At 72.0% G+C, this 17,673-nt stretch carries 12 protein-coding genes; 6 read left to right on the forward strand and 6 right to left on the reverse strand.

Annotated features, from left to right (window positions below; genetic code table 11):
* Nucleotides 1-219: 219 nt before the first annotated feature.
* The gene (locus K4G22_RS03150) at nucleotides 220-1,773 is read right to left on the reverse strand and encodes an MDR family MFS transporter (RefSeq protein WP_228078120.1); all 1,554 of its coding nucleotides are present in this window, start codon (nucleotides 1,771-1,773) and stop codon (nucleotides 220-222) included.
* 146 nt (nucleotides 1,774-1,919) lie between these two features.
* Here K4G22_RS03150 and K4G22_RS03155 point away from each other — a divergent pair, with 146 nt between their 5' ends.
* Nucleotides 1,920-2,507 (forward strand): TetR/AcrR family transcriptional regulator, encoded by a 588-nt coding sequence (locus tag K4G22_RS03155; protein WP_228078121.1) that lies wholly within the window; start codon nucleotides 1,920-1,922, stop codon nucleotides 2,505-2,507.
* Nucleotides 2,508-2,707: 200 nt separating this feature from the next.
* Nucleotides 2,708-4,207, forward strand: coding sequence for a glycoside hydrolase family 76 protein (locus K4G22_RS03160; protein ID WP_228078122.1), 1,500 nt, complete (start codon nucleotides 2,708-2,710; stop codon nucleotides 4,205-4,207).
* Nucleotides 4,208-4,314: 107 nt separating this feature from the next.
* On the opposite strand, the gene K4G22_RS03165 is transcribed toward K4G22_RS03160, so the two are convergent.
* Entirely contained in the window at nucleotides 4,315-4,977 is a 663-nt protein-coding gene (locus K4G22_RS03165; RefSeq protein WP_483414794.1) for a lytic polysaccharide monooxygenase auxiliary activity family 9 protein, read from the reverse strand.
* A 1,273-nt stretch (nucleotides 4,978-6,250) separates the two neighbouring features.
* The gene (locus K4G22_RS03170; RefSeq protein ID WP_228078124.1) at nucleotides 6,251-6,673 is read right to left on the reverse strand and encodes a cold-shock protein; all 423 of its coding nucleotides are present in this window, start codon (nucleotides 6,671-6,673) and stop codon (nucleotides 6,251-6,253) included.
* 254 nt (nucleotides 6,674-6,927) lie between these two features.
* Here K4G22_RS03170 and K4G22_RS03175 point away from each other — a divergent pair, with 254 nt between their 5' ends.
* The 4 genes from K4G22_RS03175 to K4G22_RS03190 all read left to right on the forward strand — a co-directional run bounded on the left by K4G22_RS03175 (nucleotide 6,928) and on the right by K4G22_RS03190 (nucleotide 13,240).
* Nucleotides 6,928-8,046, forward strand: coding sequence for a glycoside hydrolase family 5 protein (locus K4G22_RS03175; protein WP_228078125.1), 1,119 nt, complete (start codon nucleotides 6,928-6,930; stop codon nucleotides 8,044-8,046).
* Between the two features lie 438 nt (nucleotides 8,047-8,484).
* Nucleotides 8,485-10,344 (forward strand): coagulation factor 5/8 type domain-containing protein, encoded by a 1,860-nt coding sequence (locus K4G22_RS03180; RefSeq protein ID WP_228078126.1) that lies wholly within the window; start codon nucleotides 8,485-8,487, stop codon nucleotides 10,342-10,344.
* A 326-nt stretch (nucleotides 10,345-10,670) separates the two neighbouring features.
* Nucleotides 10,671-12,059 (forward strand): GntP family permease, encoded by a 1,389-nt coding sequence (locus K4G22_RS03185; protein ID WP_228078127.1) that lies wholly within the window; start codon nucleotides 10,671-10,673, stop codon nucleotides 12,057-12,059.
* A 134-nt stretch (nucleotides 12,060-12,193) separates the two neighbouring features.
* Nucleotides 12,194-13,240 carry a lactonase family protein gene (locus tag K4G22_RS03190; RefSeq protein ID WP_228078128.1) on the forward strand — a complete coding sequence of 349 codons (1,047 nt, stop codon included), beginning with the start codon at nucleotides 12,194-12,196 and terminating at the stop codon, nucleotides 13,238-13,240.
* A gap of 72 nt (nucleotides 13,241-13,312) precedes the next feature.
* Here K4G22_RS03190 and K4G22_RS03195 read toward each other — a convergent pair whose 3' ends face one another.
* The 3 genes from K4G22_RS03195 to K4G22_RS03205 form a co-directional block, all read right to left on the reverse strand.
* A complete protein-coding gene (locus K4G22_RS03195) occupies nucleotides 13,313-14,077 on the reverse strand; it encodes a polysaccharide deacetylase family protein (protein ID WP_228078129.1) in 765 nt (254 codons plus the stop codon).
* 182 nt (nucleotides 14,078-14,259) lie between these two features.
* On the reverse strand, nucleotides 14,260-16,431 hold the full coding sequence (locus tag K4G22_RS03200) for a GMC family oxidoreductase (RefSeq protein ID WP_228078130.1): 2,172 nt from the start codon (nucleotides 16,429-16,431) through the stop codon (nucleotides 14,260-14,262).
* A 175-nt stretch (nucleotides 16,432-16,606) separates the two neighbouring features.
* Nucleotides 16,607-17,557 carry an LLM class flavin-dependent oxidoreductase gene (locus K4G22_RS03205; RefSeq protein ID WP_228078131.1) on the reverse strand — a complete coding sequence of 317 codons (951 nt, stop codon included), beginning with the start codon at nucleotides 17,555-17,557 and terminating at the stop codon, nucleotides 16,607-16,609.
* Nucleotides 17,558-17,673 lie beyond the last annotated feature (116 nt).

The following is a 17,673-nucleotide window of genomic DNA, read 5'->3' on the forward strand; positions in this document are numbered from 1 at the left end:
TTTGTCTCGAAGCGGACCCGAGGAGGATAGCTTAGGTAAGCCTAAGTTTAGCCACGCGCCCGGCCCCCGGGACCATCGGGCCCGCCCGGCGGAGTTGGCCCCCTCCGCGCCGAACGCGCCGCGCACGCGCACCGAACGCGCCGTCCCCGCGCGCCGGATGCCCGGAACCCGCCGTCCCCGGCCGCCAACGCGCCGGCGGGGAAGGCGGGTTGAGGGGTGTCAGGACTTGGCGAGCGCCGGGGCTGCGGTGGGCTCGTCGCCACCGGCCGCCGGCTCCAGATCCAGGCTGTCGCGCAGCCTGGTCGCGCTGAGGAAGAGGGTCGCCACCAGACCGACCACCGCGATCGCCGCCGAGATCATGAAGATATGGCCGGTCGCGTCGCCATAGGCGCCCCGGACGATCTCCTGGACGGGCGGCGGCATGGCCGCCACGTTGAGCGTCGACGCGTCCGCGTCACCGCCCGAGGGGTCGATGCCGGCGGCGGAGAGCCCCTGGGCGATCTTGGTGCTCACCTGGTTGGCGAGCACCGCGCCCAGCACCGAGACCCCGATGGTGCCGCCGAGCGAACGGAAGAAGGTGATCGCCCCGCTGGCCGCGCCGACCTCGTGCAGCGACACGGTGTTCTGCACCACCAGCAGCAGGTTCTGCATCGACGCGCCGACCCCGACCCCGACGAGGAACATCCCGATGCCCACAAAGACCAGCGAGGTGGTGTGGTCGATGGTGGAGAGGGCCAGGAACCCCAGGGTGAGGGTGACCACACCGCCGACGATATAGGGCTTGACCTGGCCCGTTCTTGACACCAGACGGCCGGCCACGGCGGCGCTGACCAGCACGCCGAGCATCATCGGGATGGTGAGCAGCCCCGCCTCGGTGGGCGAGTAGCCGCGCCCGGTCTGGAAGTACTGGCCCAGGAAGACGGCGCCGCCGAACATCGCCATGCCGACGGAGGCGCTGGCGACGATCGCCAGGGCCGGATCCCGGCGGCGCACCACGTGCACCGGCACGATCGGCTCCCTGACCCGGACCTCGACCCACACGGCGGCGACACCGAGCACCACGCTGGCGCCCAGCAGGGCCCCGGTCTGCCAGGAGACCCAGGCGAACTCGTTGTTGACGAAGGTCACCCAGAGCAGCAGCAGGCTGACGCTGACCGCGATCAGCGAGGCGCCCAGGTAGTCCACCTTGACGTCGGGGCGGCGCACCTCGTCGAGCCGCAGCGTGCGGGAGAGCAGCACCAGGGCGAGCAGGGTGAAGGGGACGCCGATGAAGAAGCACCAGCGCCAGCCGAGCCAGGACACATCGGTGATCGCGCCGCCGAGCAGCGGCCCGCCGACGGTGGCGACGGCCATGATCCCGCCGAGGTAGCCGTTGTAGCGGCCCCGCTCCTTGGGCGTGACCATCGCCGCGATGATCACCTGGACCAGCACCTGGAGGGCGCCGAGCCCCAGGCCCTGCACCGCCCTGAAGCCGATCAGCTGGGCGGTGTTCTGCGCGAACCCGCAGGCGAGCGAGGAGAAGGTGAAGATCAGGATGCCGACCTGAAGCAGCAGTTTCTTGCTGAACAGGTCCGCCAGCTTGCCCCAGATCGGCGTGGACGCTGTGGACGTCAGCAGGGTGGCGGTGACCACCCAGGTGTACTGGGACTGCGTGCCGTTGAGCGAGCCGATGATCTGGGGCAGGGCCACCGAGACGATCGTGGAGCTGATCATCGCCATGAAGAGCACGATGAACAGCCCGCTCATGGCCCGTAGGACATGGCGATGATCCATCGGCGCACCCTTCGGCTGCGCGACGGTTGTTGCGCTCACGCGCGACCTCCAGCAGAGACGTTCGAGGGAGACCGTTTCACTGTACATGCACATTGCGCATAATTGCGCAGAGGGTAATATTGCTCACCAGGTAGGATCACGGAGATATGGAGAGCATCACGGGACTGCGCGAGCGCAAGAAGGCGGCCACCCGCCAGGCCGTCCACGAGGCGGCCCTGCGCCTCACCGTCGAGCACGGGATCGAGAACGTGACGGTGGAGGCCATCGCGGACGCGGTCGGCATCTCGCGGCGCACCTTCTCCAACTACTTCTCCAGCAAGGAGGACGCGCTGCTCTTCGGCGAGGAGCAGCAGACCAGGGCCCTGGTCGAGATGCTGCGCCAGCGCCCGGCCGACGAGCCCGCCTGGGCGGCGCTCCGCGCCTCGGCCACCGCGCTCTCCGCGCGCATGGGCACCCCGGAGGAGCGGGCCTGGGCGGCGCGGAGCAAGCTCGCCAAGCGCCATCCCTCGCTGCTGGCCCGCCAGATGGGGAGCCATGTCGCGCTGGAGCGGGATCTGGTGGAGGCGCTCGACGGCCGCCCCGGCACGGAGCGGATCCGCCCCGAGGTCTACGCCGGCGCGTTCCTCACCTCGCTGCGGATCGCCACCCGCAGCTGGATCGAGGCGGGCGGCACGGGCGAACTGCTGGACTTCTTCGACGAGGTCCAGAGCGAGATGGCCCTTCCCTTCCGGTAGATCGCGCGAGGGGACACACACCAAAGACGACGACAAGCAGCACCACGAGAAGACCGAATCGCCCACTTCCCAGGAGGTTCCGGACGGTCTCCCACATTGACGATCGCCTCGATCCTTCCTAGGAGTGGAGGGAGAAGGGTTTCCCGGCCCTGGCCTCGCGTCCCGGAAACCCGGCCCCGCTCCCCCACGGAGAGGCCGTCATGCGAGAACCGAACCTCCGGGTGCGCCGCACGCTCCGCGTTCCCGCCGTGCTGCTCGGCACCGCCCTGCTCGCGACCTCCCTCGCCGCCACGGCGACCAGCGCCCAGGAGCCGAGCGTCCCCGCCGAGCCCGCCCCCGCCCCAGCGGCAACTGTCTGCAACGAGCACTGCGACGGTCGCGACACCGCCGAAGCCGCCGAGGACCGGCTCGCGGTGAGCGCCGAACTCCACGGCAGGACGGTGGAGTTGCGCTTCGACGACAGCAGCGCCATGGGCTGGGCCGCCGTCTCGGACAGCTCGCCAGGCGACCAGGTCTGGCTCGACCGCTCCTTCGACGGCGGCGCTTCCTGGGCCGACGACAGCCGCATCGGCGACACCACGACGCCCGATGGCGCCGACGCCGCGGTCAGCCCCATGTTCAACGTGGACCACTGGGGCGAACGGGGTGTGGGCGCCCTCCGCGCCTGCCTCCAGGCCACCGGACAGCCCGAGATCACCTGCACCGACTGGGCCCGATCCACCTGGAACGCCGGCGAGCCGGCCACCGCTGCCGCCACCGCGCTGATGATGCTCTACGACCCGGACAACGGGCTCTTCGAGAACCACTGGTGGGTCAGCGCCAACGCGGTCACCGCCATCATCGACAACATCCGCGTCACCGGGATGCCCTCCTACGCCTATGTCGTGGAGACCACCTACGAGGAGCAGATCGACGGCGCCGAGGGCCAGTTCAGAAACGAGTACCTGGACGACACCGGCTGGTGGGCACTCGCCTGGATCGGCGCCTACGACCTCACCGGCGAGGAACGCTATCTGGAGACCGCGCGGGCCGGCGCCGACCACATGGACGACCACTGGACCGACCTCTGCGGCGGAGGCGTGCAGTGGATGGTGGACAACCCCTACAAGAACGCCGTCACCAACGAGCTGTACATCCAGCTCAACGCCGCGCTCCACAACCGGCTCCCGGGCGACACCGTCCACCTGGAGCGCGCCGAGCGCGGCTGGGCCTGGCTCGCGAACAGCGGCATGATCAACGAGGACAACCTGGTCAACGACGGCCTCGACGCCGGCAACGGCTGCGTCAACAACGGCCAGACCACCTGGACCTACAACCAGGGCGTCATCCTGGGCGCGCTCGCCGAACTGAGCGCGGCCACCGGCGACGAGGGCCTGTTGGAGACCGCCCGCACCCTGGCGGACGCCTCCACGACGGCGCCGGGACTGCACCAGGACGGCGTGCTCACCGAGCCATGCGAGCCCGACTGCGGCGCCGACGGCCCCTCGTTCAAGGGCCCCTACACCCGAGGGCTCGGCGCGCTCGACGAGGCGCTGCCCGACCGGCCCTACACCGACTACCTCCAGAGCCAGGCGAACGCGGCCATGGCCGACGCGCGCACCTCCCTCGACATGTACGACCTCTCCTGGCGCGGCCTGGCCGACAGCTTCGGCGTCGGCCAACAGCACGCCGCGCTCGACCTGTTGAACGCGGCGCGCTGAGGCGCCAGCCCCGCGACGAAAGGCCCCGCCGGACGCGGTCGCGTCCGGCGGGGCTCCCGTCCGGGGGCGGTGGCTCAGCCTCGGAGCGGTGTCACATGTCCGGCGTCTCAGCCGAAGTTGACATCACTGCACAGGTAGTACGACTGGTCCAGGTGCGAGGCCTGCCAGATGGTGAACACGACATGGTGCCCGCTGCGGCCCGGCGCGCTCACGTCGAAGGAGATGTTCTGCGCCGGCGGGTAGGAGCCCGTGGTCTCCACCAGCTCCAGGTCGCCCCAGCCGAGCGCCTGGGTGGTGGGGTCGAAGCCCTGCCTGGTCACATAGACCTGGAAGTAGTCGGCACCGTGGCTGGCCTGGTCGAACAGCTCCACGGTGAAGTTGGAGCCGACATCGGTGGTCTTCCAGGGACCGATGGCGTCGAGCGAGTCGTAGCGACCGCCCTCGGTGTTACCACCGCTGCACAGGGTGCCGTTGGGGATGGCGCCCTGGTGGTTGCCACCGACGTTCTCCCGGTACAGGCCGTTCCAGTTCCACATGGCGTTGGGGTTGTCCTGCCACGCCTGCCAGCACATGGGGTCTTCCTGCGCCATGTCCGGGTTGAGGTGGTCACTGCCCCAACGGTCGAAGCAGCTGTAGTTCCGCGAGGCCGGATCGACGATGGACCCGTGGGCGCTGGCGGTCTCGGTCCAGGGGATCAGAAAGAGCATCGCCGCCGCGAGCAGGGCGCCCAGCCTGACGGTCCATGATTTTGCAGGTGCATGCCAATACATAACGCGCGAACTCCGTCTTCCGGTTTGGGGGTTCCGGTTGGGAGCGCTCCCATAGCTAGGGTGAGTGTACCCCGGGCGCAACACCGTCGAAACACTCATCGAACGGAATGCCACCGGCGAGTTGGCGGGCCGGGGGCGGCGAGGCCGCGCGGGGATGCGGGGCGGTGGGGGTGGCAACCGCGAAGCGGCAGCGGCGGTGGCCTACGGCCGGGCCCGGACGTCCGACGCGGTTGACCGGCCGGCCGGCAAACAGCGGACGCGGGGACCCCGAAGCGGCGGTGGCCTACGGCCCCGGACAGGCGGCATGACCGGCCGGCGGGGCGGCGAACGGCGCCCGGGGGACCGCGAGCCAGTGCCCGGCAGGCGGTGGCAGGACGGCCGGCGGGGCGGTGAACGCCGGGTACGGGAAACGCGCGGCGGGGACGGCTCTGCCCCAGGGCCCAGAACCGGGCCCGGCAAGCGGCACCGCAGGCGGCGGGTGCCGGGCCGCGAAGGGGAAACGGGCCCACAGACCGGGGCCGGCACCGGAAGCACGGCCGGGCGGCGTCGCGCCAGAGACGGGTGTCGCGTGGCGCGGACGGCAGTGGCCGCCACCGTGAGCCAGAGCCCGGCAGGCGGCACGGCGGGCCGGCGAACGGCCGGCGCGGGACCGCGAAAACGGAAACGCGTCGCGCCCGCGGGGGTCGGGGCGACGGACCGGCGCCCAGCGGGCGCGGGTGGAGACGATGGTCCCCCGCGGCCAGGACCAGGCCAGGACCGGCGGCCGACGTACCGGCCGCGAGGCGACGAGCCCACTAGGCACGCGCGCGAGCGCCCACGACCCCAGCCCGGAGCGGGGCTGGTCGCACGGTGGCCCCGGGGCCGCGAAGCGGCGACGGCGGCGGGCCATAGATGCGAGGCGCGGCACGCGTCAGGCACGACGCGAAGACGGCGGTGCCCCCGCAGCCCCGGACCAGGCGGGCCGGTGAACGGCGGGCCGAGGCACAGCTGGCCGTGGCGCCCACTCACCCCTGGCCGGCAATGGCCGCAGGCCCGGGCAAGACCGGGCGGCGGACTACAGATGCGGGGCCGGGGCACGCGTCACACGCGGCCCGCCAAAGCGGAGCCGACGGTAGACGGCGGACCCAGCCCGGCCGGCCGGCGAACGCAGTGGCCGCGGCCCCGGACCGGGCCCGGCGGCACCCGGCGCGTGGCGCCAGCCGGCGCCCGCCCCGGGGGTGCCGGGGCGGGCGCCTGACAGGAGCCCGGCAAGGGCCGACGCGGAACCGCTCGGTCAGGAGGCGATCCAGCCGTGGCCGCGCGCCAGACGCTCGACGCCCTGCCGCACCTGGAGGATCTGCGCGGCGGTCAGGCTGGAGACGCCTTCGAGGAGGGACTCCGTCAGCTCCTGCCGGAACTCGCGCGGCGACAGCACATCGCAGAGCCCGTCCTCGACCACGGCGGAGGACTGCTCGGCGCGGGCGGGCATGGCCGCCGCGCTCTCCGGGGAACTCTGCTTGACCACACTCACCAGCGACGCCTTGGGACCGCGTTCTCCCTGCGCCACCTCGAACTCCACAACCGCACCGGGCTGATAGAGATGCTTGTCGTCCAACAAGTCATTCGCGTGCATGAAGACGTCTTCACCACCCTGATCGGGAATGATGAATCCATATCCGCGAATGTCATCAAAACGAACAACCCTGCCCTGCGCCATAGCACACCTCACCACAAGAGCCAGTTAGCTCAACAGCCAATCCTTCCGGCAGACTACCAAGTTCGCCGCGCCGCGTCGGCCCCCCTCCCGTCGAAGCCCGCCGGCCCGGCTCCCGGGCGGTGTCGGACGACGCCGGCGTTGGTACGGACTATTGACCGCGACCATGGGCGACTCTACGTTCAGGGCGACCCAACTTCCGTACTTCCCCCACGGCCCGGGGCCCCCACACCCCCGGCACGAACGGAGACGAAGCCATGGCTGTCGCATCCTCCCCCCACCCCGAAGAGTCGACGGAGCCGGCGGCAACCGACCGTCGCCCCCGGCGTCAACGCCCGGGCTGGCGCGCGCTGTTGGCCGGCGCGCTCGCCGCCGGCGTCGCCGTCGCCGGAGCGTCGCTCGCCACCGCGGGCGAGAGCGACCGCTCGGCCGCCGAGGCCGCGGGCGACGGGCCGGCGGCCGTCACCCCGTTCGCCGAGCACGGCGCGCTTGAGGTCTGCGGGACCACCCTCTGCGGGGAGAACGGCGAGCAGGTCCAGCTGCGCGGTATGAGCACCCATGGCACCCAGTGGTACGAGGACTGCGTCACCGAGGAGTCCCTCGACGTGCTGGCGTACGACTGGAACGCCAGCGTGATCCGGGTGTCCACCTATGTGCAGGAGGACGGCTACGAGACCGACCCGGCGTACTTCACCGATGTGGCGAGCCGGATCATCGACCAGGCCACCGAGCGCGGGCTCTATGTGATCGTCGACTGGCACATGCTCACCCCGGGCGACCCCAATGTGAACACCGCGCTCGCGCAGCGGTTCTTCACCGAGATCACCGCCCGCCACGGCGACCAGGGCAACCTGATCTACGAGATCGCCAACGAGCCCAACGGGGTGAGCTGGAGCGGCATCAGGAGCTATGCCGAGGAGGTGATCCCGACGGTCAGGGCCGGCGATCCGGACGGCGTGGTCCTCGTGGGCACGCGCGCCTGGTCGTCGCTGGGCGTCTCGGAGGGGGCCGACGAGTCGGAGATCGTGGCCGACCCGGTGAACGCCGACAACATCATGTACACCTTCCACTTCTACGCGGCCTCCCACCAGGCGGGCTACCTCGACACGTTGGACCGGGCCGCCGACCAGCTGCCCATCTTCGTCACCGAGTTCGGCACCCAGGACTACACGGGCGACGGCGGGAACGACTTCGCGTACGCGCAGCGCTATCTCGATCTGATGGCGGAGAAGAACATCAGCTGGACCAACTGGAACTTCTCCGACGACTTCCGCAGCGGCGCGGTCTTCGAGACGGGCACCTGCTCCGCCGGGACCTGGGGCGACCCGGGCTCGCTGAAGGAGGCGGGCACCTGGATCAGCGAACGCGTCGGCTGATCTCCCGCTCCCCCACGGCCCGTTGATGCCGCGTCCCCCGAGCCGGGGGGCGCGGCATCCGCGCGTCCGACACCGCGCGCCCCACCCGCCGACGGTCTCGGGCCGGTCGTGACGCCGGAGCGGGAGAGAGCGCTCTCTCACCATCGCCGGCGCCGCGACCCGGCGCCGTTCGCCAGATCCGGAACCTGGTCCGGCGCCGTGAACTGCCGTTGTTCCGGGGATGTCGAGCAGCGACGGTTCCGGATCTCCCAGCGCCTTGACAGTCCTCGCACGGGCCAAGAAACTCGGCCGCGAGTATCAGTGAGAGCGCTCTCTCAGTGCCCGGGGCGTGGTGGGACGCCAGGTACCCGGGCGCCACCAGCCGTTGTCGCGAGCGCGTCGAGCGTCGTCCCCGCCCGTCGCGGTCGCGGCTCTTCTGCACCCCCACCAGGAGATTCCATGAGAGCTCAGACACCCGGGCGGTCGCCGCTGTCCCGCCGAGGCATGGTCACGGCCGGCGCGGCGGTGCTGGTGTCGGCCGGCCTGTTGGCCGGACCGCTGCCGGGCGCCATCGCCGGCGAGGACAGCGGCGGGGAGTCAGCGCCGCTCGCCGTGCCCGAGACCGACCCGTTCGCCCCCGACCTGGGCCCCAACGTCCATGTCTACGGCCCCTCCACGCCGGCGAGCCAGATCCAGGGCGAGCTGGACGCCATCTACGAGGAGCAGCACACCAACCAGTTCGGCACCGAGCGCCACGCGGTGCTCTTCGAGCCGGGCGCCTATCCGCTCGACATCAAGGTGGGCTTCTACACCCAGATCGCCGGACTCGGCCTGCTGCCCGGCGACGTGACGGTCGACGGTCATGTCCGGGTCGAGGCGGACTGGTTGGAGCAGGGCGACGACCCGGACAACCTCGGCAACGCCACCCAGAACTTCTGGCGCGGCGCGGAGAACCTCACGGTCTCGGTGCCGGAGGGCGAGATCGAGCGCTGGGCGGTGTCCCAGGCCGCGCCGTATCGGCGGATGCACTTGGAGGGCATCGGCGTCCAGCTCTGGAACGGCTACGACGGCTGGGCCAGCGGCGGCCTCTACGCGGACACCAAGATCGACGGCTTTGTCGAGTCCGGCTCCCAGCAGCAGTGGCTGACCCGCAACACCGAGTTGGACGGCGGCTGGAGCGGCTCGGTGTGGAACATGGTGTTCGTGGGGTCCACCGGCACCCCGGCGCCGAACTTCCCCAACCCCTCGCACACCGTGGTCGACGAGAGCCCGGTGATCCGCGAGAAGCCGTTCCTCCACATCGGCGAGGGCGGCGAGTACCAGGTCTTCGTGCCCGATGTGCGGCGTGACGCGGTGGGCACCAGCTGGTCCAGCGGGCAGGCGGCGGGCGAGTCGATCTCGTTGAGCGAGTTCTACGTGGTGCACCCGGGCTCCCCGACGGCGACCGTCAACGAGGCGCTGGCCGAGGGCAAGCACCTGCTGTTCACCCCGGGCGTGCACCATCTGGACCGGGCGATCGAGGTGGACAACCCGGACACGGTGGTGCTGGGCCTCGGCCTGGCGACGCTGGTGCCCGACACCGGCGAGGAGGCGATCCGGGTCGCCGACGTGGACGGCGTCAAGCTGGCCGGCATCCTGGTCGACGCGGGGGCGGAGAGCTCCCCGACGCTGATCGAGGTGGGCCCCGAGGGCTCGTCCGCCGACCACGCGGAGAACCCGACCTCGCTGCACGACGTCTTCTTCCGCGTCGGCGGTTCGCATCTGGGCCGGGCGGACAACAGCCTCACCGTCAACAGCGACGATGTGATCGGCGACCACCTGTGGGTGTGGCGGGCCGACCACGGCGAGGACGGCACCTGGGGCTGGGACGTCAACACGGCGGCGAACGGCGTGATCGTCAACGGCGACGACGTGACCATGTACGGCCTCTTCGTCGAGCACTACCAGGAGTACCAGACCATCTGGAACGGGGAACGCGGCCGGACGTACTTCTACCAGAACGAGATGCCCTACGATCCGCCCACCCAGGAGGCCTGGGGCAGCAGCGGCGACGGCTCGTTGGGCTGGGCCTCCTACAAGGTCGACGACTCCGTGACCGAGCACGAGGCCTGGGGCGTCGGCGCGTACTCGTTCTTCAACGTGAACCCGGACATCCACGCCAGCCGCGGCTTCGAGGTGCCGGACGCGCCGGGGGTGCGGTTCCACAACCTGGTGACGGTGTCGCTGGGCGGTGTCGGCACCATCGACCGCGTGATCAACGACGTGGGCGACGCGGTCAATCTCGAAAGCCAGCAGTCCTATGTCACCAGCTATCCGTAACCCCCGTAACGGGGCGTTCGCCGGCTGACAACGGCCTGGCGAGCGGCCCGGTGGCGGTGTCCCGGGCCGGCCGGGTGGGGCGCGCTCTCCCCACCCGGCCGGCCCACGCTCCCTCTCCGCGTTCCACCCCTGTGCCGCGCCCGATGTTCGACCGTCGGGTGGAGGCCGTGTGAACACCGGGGCGTCCGGGCCGGTTTCGGTGGATCACGCCGCTGACGAGGGGCGACATGGTCTTTCGGGGTGAGCATGACAGGTGGTACGTTCCGCCGACGCCCGGCCACCCCGGCATCCGTCCACCGGACCCGACACGCAACGGAGCTGTCGCCATGTCGACCGAAGACGAGTGGGTTCAGACCCTGTCCACCGGGCCGCTGCTGTCCATCGCGGCGGTGGCGGTCGCGGCCCTGCTCTTCCTGATCGTCGTCCTGCGTCTGCACGCCTTCCTGGCCCTGGTCGCGGTCAGCCTGCTGACCGCCTTCGCCACCGGCATCCCGTCCGAGCAGGTGGTGCCCACGCTGACCGGCGGCTTCGGGGACACCCTCGCCAATGTCGCGCTGCTGGTCGGCCTTGGCGCGATCCTGGGCCGGTTGATCGAGGTGAGCGGCGGCGCCCAGGCGCTGACCGACGCGATGATCCGACGCTTCGGGGAGCGGCGCGCGCCGTTCGCCCTCGGCGTGGCCTCGCTGATCTTCGGCTTCCCGATCTTCTTCGACGCCGGCCTGGTCGTGATGCTGCCGATCGTCTTCGCGGTGGCCAGGCGTCTTGGCGGCGGGGTGCTGCGCTACGGACTGCCGGCCGCCGGCGCGTTCTCGGTGATGCACGCCTTCCTGCCGCCGCACCCCGGCCCGGTGGCGGCCACCGAACTGCTCGGCGCCGACATGGGGTTGGTCACCGTGACCGGCCTGCTGATCGCCCTGCCCACCTGGTACGCGACCAGCTACCTCTTCGGCCTGTGGGTCGGTCGACGGGTGGTGCTTCCCGTCCCCGACCTGCTCACCGGCGGCCCCGAGGCCCCCAGGGACGAGGAACCGCCGCACCCGGGCACCGTGATCGGGCTGCTGCTGCTCCCGCTGGTGATGATCTTCGCCAACACCGGTCTCGACGCGGCGCGCGCGGCCGGCTGGGTCAGCGGTGAGGAGAGCTGGTACGAGTTGGTCAGGGCGCTCGGCTCCACTCCGGTCGCGCTGCTGGTCGCGGTGCTGGTCACCAGCTATGTGCTGGGCACCAGGCGGGGCCGGGGCAGGGGCGTGGTGGAGGAGTTGACGGACTCGGCGCTGGGCCCGGTCTGCTCGATCATCCTGATCACCGGCGCCGGCGGCATGTTCGGCGCGGTGCTGCGCGCCAGCGGCATCGGGGACGCCCTCTCGCAGAGCCTGGACGAGCTGGGCCTGCCGGTGATCGTGGCGGCCTTCGTGGTGGCGTCGGCGCTGCGGGTGGCCCAGGGGTCGGCGACGGTCGCGCTGACCACGGCTGCGGGGCTGATGCAACCCGTGGTGGGGGGCGGCGACTTCAGCGCGCTGCGACTGGCGGCCATCGTGATGGCCCTGGCCGCCGGGTCGATCATCGCCAGCCATGTCAACGACTCGGGGTTCTGGCTGGTGGGACGCTTTATGAACATGGACGTCAAGACGACGCTGAAGACCTGGACGGTGCTCCAGACCCTGATCGGCACCATGGGCTTCGCCCTGGCCTGCGCGCTCTACGCGGTCGCCTAGGTGTATCGGTCCTGTCCTGTCCTGTCCTGTCCTGTCCGTTCTGTCGCGGCGCGCGGGGGTCGGCCCCGGGCCGCCCGTGGGGCCGCGAGCCGCCTACCGTGTGAGGGCACCAACGGCACGACGGACGGAGCGAGATGGCGGATCGGCTGATCTGTGTGGGGTCCTACACGCCGGACAGCGGCGGCAGCGGGCCCGGGCTCACGGTGTTCCGGGAGGAAGCGGACACCGGGGCGCTGACCCTGCTGGCCGAGCTGGACCTGCCCGGCGCCTCCTGGCTCGCCTGGCACCCCGGGCTGCCGGTGGGCTACGCGGTCAACGAGCTGGAGAAGGGCGGCGTGACCGCGTTCTCGGTGGCTCCCGACGGCACCCCTCGGGTGCTGGGCCGGGTGGACAGCGGCGGCTCCGCGCCCTGCCATCTGGCGGTGACGCCCGATGGGCGCCATGTGGTGGTGGCGCACTACGGCAGCGGCAGCGCCGCCGTGTTCGCGCTGGACGAGCGGGGCGCTCTCGGGGAGCGCACCGACCTCGCCGTCCTCAGCGGCCGTGGCCCGCACGAGGAGCGGCAGGAGGCGCCGCACGCCCACATGGTGGCGCTGGACGCCCGGGGCGCTCTGGCGACGGTGGTCGACCTGGGCACCGACACCCTCTGGTCCTTCTCGCTCACCCCCCAGGGCCGGCTGGTGGACCGCGTCGCGGCCTCGCTGCCCGCCGGATGCGGGCCTCGGCAGCTGGTCAGGGGCGGTGACGGACGCGCCTATCTGGTGGCCGAGTTGACCGGTGAGCTGATCACCCTGCGGGAGCCCGCGCCCGGCGCCTTCGAGGTGGTGGCGGCCGTCGCGGCCTCCGGCAGGCCCGAGGAGAACGCCGGCGCCCAGCTCACCCTCGGCGCGGACGGCCGCTTCGCCTACGTCTCCAACCGGGGCCCCGACACCGTCACGGTCTTCGCGCTGCCCCCGGAAGCCGCGCGCCGGGACGCGGCGCCCGAGGTGGCGGGCGAGTACGTGCTGGGCGCCGCCTGGCCCCGGCACTTCGCGGTGGACGGCGGACGGATGTACGCGGCGGCGCAGTTCGACGACGTCCTCGTCACGTTGGATCTGGACCCGGCGACCGGGCTCCCCACCGAACGCGCCCGACACGCCGTCGCCTCCCCCGTCTTTGTCACGGTGGTGCCGGAGCGCTGAGGGCGCGCGGTCGGACGTGGACGGCTCGTGGTGCGCGTCCGACCGCTTGACGGGGTTCGGCGCGCGCCGGGCTCAGCGGTAGACCCTGCCCGGCTCGGCGACCCCGGGCGCGAAGAGCTGGCTCACCGTGACAAAGGTGTAGTGCTGGGCCTTCAGCTCCTCGATGATGCCGGGCACCGCGGGCACCGTGCCGTCGTAGAGGTCGTGCAGCAGGATGATGCCGTCCTCGTCCGCGCCGTCCAGGACCCGGCTCCGGATCAGCTCGGAGTCGGTCGTCTGGTAGTCCTTGGCCGTGACGCTCCACAGCACCTGGGCCAGCCCGAGTTCCCGGCTGATCTCGCCCACCTCGTCGTTGGTGCGCCCCTGCGGCGGACGCATCAGGGTCATGGTGATCCCGGTCAGCTCCGCCACGGCCTCCTGGGTGCGCTCCAGCTCCTCCCGCACCTCGTCCGGCTCGATCTCGGTGAGACGGGGATGGGTCCAGGTGTGGTTGGCCAACTCGTGGCCCTCGTCGACCATCTGCTGGACGAGTTCCGGGTAGGTGTCGATGTGGTTCCTGCCGAGCAGGAAGAAGGTGACGGGCACCTCCTCCTCGCGCAGGATCTCCAGCAGTTCGGGGGTGTGCTCGCTGGGCGCGGAGTCGAAGGTCAGCGCTATGCACTTGAGTTCGTCGCAGTCCGGCCCCTCCAGCTGCACCGCGCCCTCCACGGGCTCACCGCGCACGTCGGCGGGCGAGACGGTGGACATCGAGCAGCCGCTCAGGGTCAACGCCAGCGAGGTCGCCGCGGCCAGCAGAGCGACGGACCTTCCTCCGGCGCGCGGGTTCTTTCGTGGCATGCCAAATTCCCCCCGTGGTGCGGTGGTGTCCGAAACGCCGATCCCGCGCATCGACGCTTCTTCTCAGACAACCAACCGGGGGAAGGGCTTTAGTCGGTTTATCTTAAGGCTGCATCCCGGACGGTCTCCCCTGGGGTGCCCCCACCGGAGGCCCGGCGCGCGGATCGGGTCAGGGGGGCGGGTCAGGGTGAGGTGCCGGTCAACTCCTGGGCCGCGCGGCCCGCCACCCGGTAGGCCAGGGCCAGGATGGTCAGCACCGGGTTGACGCCGCCGTTGGTGACATGCAGCGAGGCGTCCACCACCCGCACGTTCTCGTGGCCCCACACCGTGCCCCAGGGGTCGGTCACCGACGTCAGGGGATCGTCGCCCATCCGACAGGTGCCGGCCTGGTGCTGCCCCCCGCTGGGGTGGGTGGGCTCCTGGGTGCCGAACGGGAAGACGGCGCGAGCGCCGCTCGCGCGCAGCCACTCCGTCGCCCGCTCGGACAACAGCCTGGCGCTGGCCAGGTCCGCCGGGTGGGGCCGCCCGCTCAACCGCGCCACCGGAACGCCGAACGCGTCCCTCGTGCCGGGCTCCACCGTCACCCGGGAGTCGGGGTTGGGCACCTCGTGCACCGGGCCGGTCACCATGGCCAGCCGTGGGTAGAGCCGTCGCATCCCCTCGGTGGCCGCCGCGCCCCAACTCGGTATCTGGCCGAGCCCGACCAGGGTCTGATAGGTCTGGAGCGGAGTTGGCACAAAGTCGTTCGCCAGCATCCCGCCTCCGATCACCCCAGGGTTGTGGTGGCGGAAGTCGTTGCAGGCGATGCTCGGCCCGGGGCCGACGCAGTCCTGCACGGGGGTGTCGAACAGCGCGTGCGCGCCGGCGTAGTGGTGGCCCTGGAGATGCCGGCCGACCTGGTCGTGGTTGTTGCCCAGCCCGTGGGGCTCCCGCGCGGAGGGGCTGTTGAGCAACAGCCGCGCGGTCTCGATCGCGCCGGCGCCCAGGAAGAACGCGCGCGCCGAGACGGTGCGGCGCGCCACGGCGCCCCCGTCCCCAGCGGCCCTCGTGGCCAGCTCGACCGCGACCACACGCCCGTCCGAACCGCTGACCAGGCGCACCGCGCGGGTGCCGGTGAGCACCTGGCAGCGCCCGGTGGCCAACGCCCGGGGGATCACCGTGTTCCTGGTCTCGTTCTTGAAGTCGCCAGGGCAGCCGAAGCCCACACAGGTGGCACAGCCCAGGCAGCCGCCCCGCCCGTTGTACGCCGTGGAGTTGATCAGCAGCGGCACCGGCGAGGTCGCCAGGCCCAGCGCTCTCGCCCCCTTGCGCAGCGGGGCGGCCACCCCGTTGGGGCGCACCGGTGGCATGGGGTAGCCCCGGGAGCGGGCGCCGGCGAACGCGTTGCCCGTGGCGTCGCCGCTGACCCCCACCTCCCATTCGGCGCGGTCGTAGCAGGGCGCCAACTCCTCGTAGCCCAGCGGCCAGTCGGCCAGCGAACTGCCCTCGGGCACCCCGTAGACGCTGGCCATACGGAAGTCCTCGGGGCACATCCGCCACGCCTGCGCGCCATAGACCCGGGTGCCGCCGCCGAGCGTCATGGCGTTGTTGTTCCACCGGGGGTCGGCGGGCCCGACGGCCTCGTCGCCGGCGGCCCCGGCGACGACGCGGGGATTGCCGTCCGCCGGTGGCCCGGCCAGCGCGTCGTAGTCGCCGACCAGGCCGACCGCGCGTTGGCTCCGCAGATGGTCGCGGCCCAGCTCGCTCGGGATGAGCCAGTCGCCGCGCTCCACCAGGAGGACCCGGAGGCCCGCCTCGGCCAGCACGCACGCGGCGACCCCGCCGCCGGCCCCGGAACCGACCACCACCGCGTCGTAGTCGTCGGCCGTGCTGTCCCACGCGGTGTCGGCGGGCGGGGTGTCGTCCGGTCGCGGCCACGGGGCGTCCGCGGGCCGTTCGCGGTAGCCGATCAGCCGCCAGGAGGCCCCGTCCCGATTGCCGCCGTTGCCCGGATCGCCCCAGAACCCCTGCCCGCAGAGCCGGATCAGCGTCCGCAGGCAACGGCCCGCGTCGGCCCCTCCCGCGTCCGGCTCGGTGTGGTCGGCGAGCAGTTCCGCGATCAGATCGTCCTGTTCGGCCGGGGCGAGAGCGGCGAAGCGCGTTCCGCCGTGCCGCGCGCCGGCCTCCTGGTCGAGCCGGGCCAACCCGGCCTCGACCAGCGGCGCCTCCGCCCTGGCCGCCGCGCCGAGCGCCGAGGGCAGAAACGTGTCGAGGCCCGACTCCCAGCCGCCTGGGTGGCCTTCGGCCGGGACGAGCCGGTTCACCACCGCGCGCAGGGTGTCCAGCAGGGCTGGTCGGGCTGGCTGCCACGACATCATCGGCTCTCCCTCGGAGCGGGCGTCGGGCGCGCCGGGCGCACCCGACGCCACCCCACCCGATGCTTGATCAGCACACCATCACATCAAACCAGGCGGGAACGGCCGCGCACCGGGACCGTGGGAAGCGCCGGGACCGTCGCCGCCGGCCCGAGTGCCGCGGCCGGCCGGGGCCTCAGAGCAGCCGGCCGAGCCCGTCCAGCGCCTCGACCGGGTCGGGACCCACCGGGAACAGCACCAGCTCGTCGAGGCCCGCGTCGCCCAACTCCGCGATCCTGGCCCCGGCCTGCGCCGGCGTGCCGACCACGGCCAGCCGATCCACCCAGGCGTCCGGCATCCGCGCCGCGAACTCCTCGGCGCTGCCGGCCTGTCGGCGCAGCTCGGCCAGCTCGTCGGCGAACGGAAGGGGGGCGATGTGCGGGGCCCACGCCGGCTCCCCCGCCACCCGCAGCGCGGCTCTGGCCAGCTCGCGCGCGATGCCGGGATCGTCGTCCACCGCCGCGATGTTGTATCCGACCACCCGATGTTCGCTCCGCGCACGGCCGGTCTGTTCCCTGACCGCCGTCAGATACTCGGGGGTGACCGGCTCGGCCAGCAGCGTGCCGTCCGCCGACCGGCCGGAGACCTCGATGGAGCGGGGCCCGCGCACCCCCGCCAGCACGGCGGGCGCCCTGAGCGGCGGCGCGGCCAGGCGCACCCCGTCGAGCCGCACATAGCGGCCCTCGACCGTGACCTCCTCGCCCGCCAACAGGCGGCGCAGCGCGTCCAGATACTCGGCCAGCAGGGTCAGCGGGCTGGCGGGCCAGGAGCCGACCTGCCGCATCCAGTCGGGCATCCCGTGCCCCACGCCGACCTCCAGCCGTCCGGGATGGAAGTTCTCCAGGCTGGCCAGCTCCATGGCCGCGAACGCCGGATTGCGCGCGCCGGCCGGCAGCACGCCGAGGCCCACGGTGATCCGCTCGGTCGTCGCCAGTACGGTGGCCGCCTGCGCGATCCCCCCGTTCAGAAAGCAGTCCTCCACGATCCAGAGCGAGGCGAAACCGTTCAGTTCCGCTCGCCGCGCGAAGGCCAACAGCGTCGCGCCGTCCAGGCTCGGCGGCGCGATGACACCCACCGGAACACTCACATCGACTCCCTCGGTCCGTCCTCGTCCCCGGCACCGGGCCGCCGGCGGCGCCGGGACCCCTCTGCCAGGTCAACGACGGTGCGCGGTCAGGGTTCCAGCGGGAGGTATCGGGTGGC

The sequence above is a fragment of the Streptomyces profundus genome, assembly GCF_020740535.1.
Lineage (GTDB): Bacteria > Actinomycetota > Actinomycetes > Streptomycetales > Streptomycetaceae > Streptomyces > Streptomyces profundus.

Excerpts from the sequence above, each read along its gene's own strand:
- K4G22_RS03150 (WP_228078120.1), bottom strand. The coding sequence starts at position 1,773 with ATGGATCATCGCCATGTCCTACGGGCCATGAGCGGGCTGTTCATCGTG.
- K4G22_RS03155 (WP_228078121.1), top strand. The coding sequence starts at position 1,920 with ATGGAGAGCATCACGGGACTGCGCGAGCGCAAGAAGGCGGCCACCCGC.
- K4G22_RS03160 (WP_228078122.1), top strand. The coding sequence starts at position 2,708 with ATGCGAGAACCGAACCTCCGGGTGCGCCGCACGCTCCGCGTTCCCGCC.
- K4G22_RS03165 (WP_483414794.1), bottom strand. The coding sequence starts at position 4,977 with ATGTATTGGCATGCACCTGCAAAATCATGGACCGTCAGGCTGGGCGCC.
- K4G22_RS03170 (WP_228078124.1), bottom strand. The coding sequence starts at position 6,673 with ATGGCGCAGGGCAGGGTTGTTCGTTTTGATGACATTCGCGGATATGGA.
- K4G22_RS03175 (WP_228078125.1), top strand. The coding sequence starts at position 6,928 with ATGGCTGTCGCATCCTCCCCCCACCCCGAAGAGTCGACGGAGCCGGCG.
- K4G22_RS03180 (WP_228078126.1), top strand. The coding sequence starts at position 8,485 with ATGAGAGCTCAGACACCCGGGCGGTCGCCGCTGTCCCGCCGAGGCATG.
- K4G22_RS03185 (WP_228078127.1), top strand. The coding sequence starts at position 10,671 with ATGTCGACCGAAGACGAGTGGGTTCAGACCCTGTCCACCGGGCCGCTG.
- K4G22_RS03190 (WP_228078128.1), top strand. The coding sequence starts at position 12,194 with ATGGCGGATCGGCTGATCTGTGTGGGGTCCTACACGCCGGACAGCGGC.
- K4G22_RS03195 (WP_228078129.1), bottom strand. The coding sequence starts at position 14,077 with ATGCCACGAAAGAACCCGCGCGCCGGAGGAAGGTCCGTCGCTCTGCTG.
- K4G22_RS03200 (WP_228078130.1), bottom strand. The coding sequence starts at position 16,431 with ATGTCGTGGCAGCCAGCCCGACCAGCCCTGCTGGACACCCTGCGCGCG.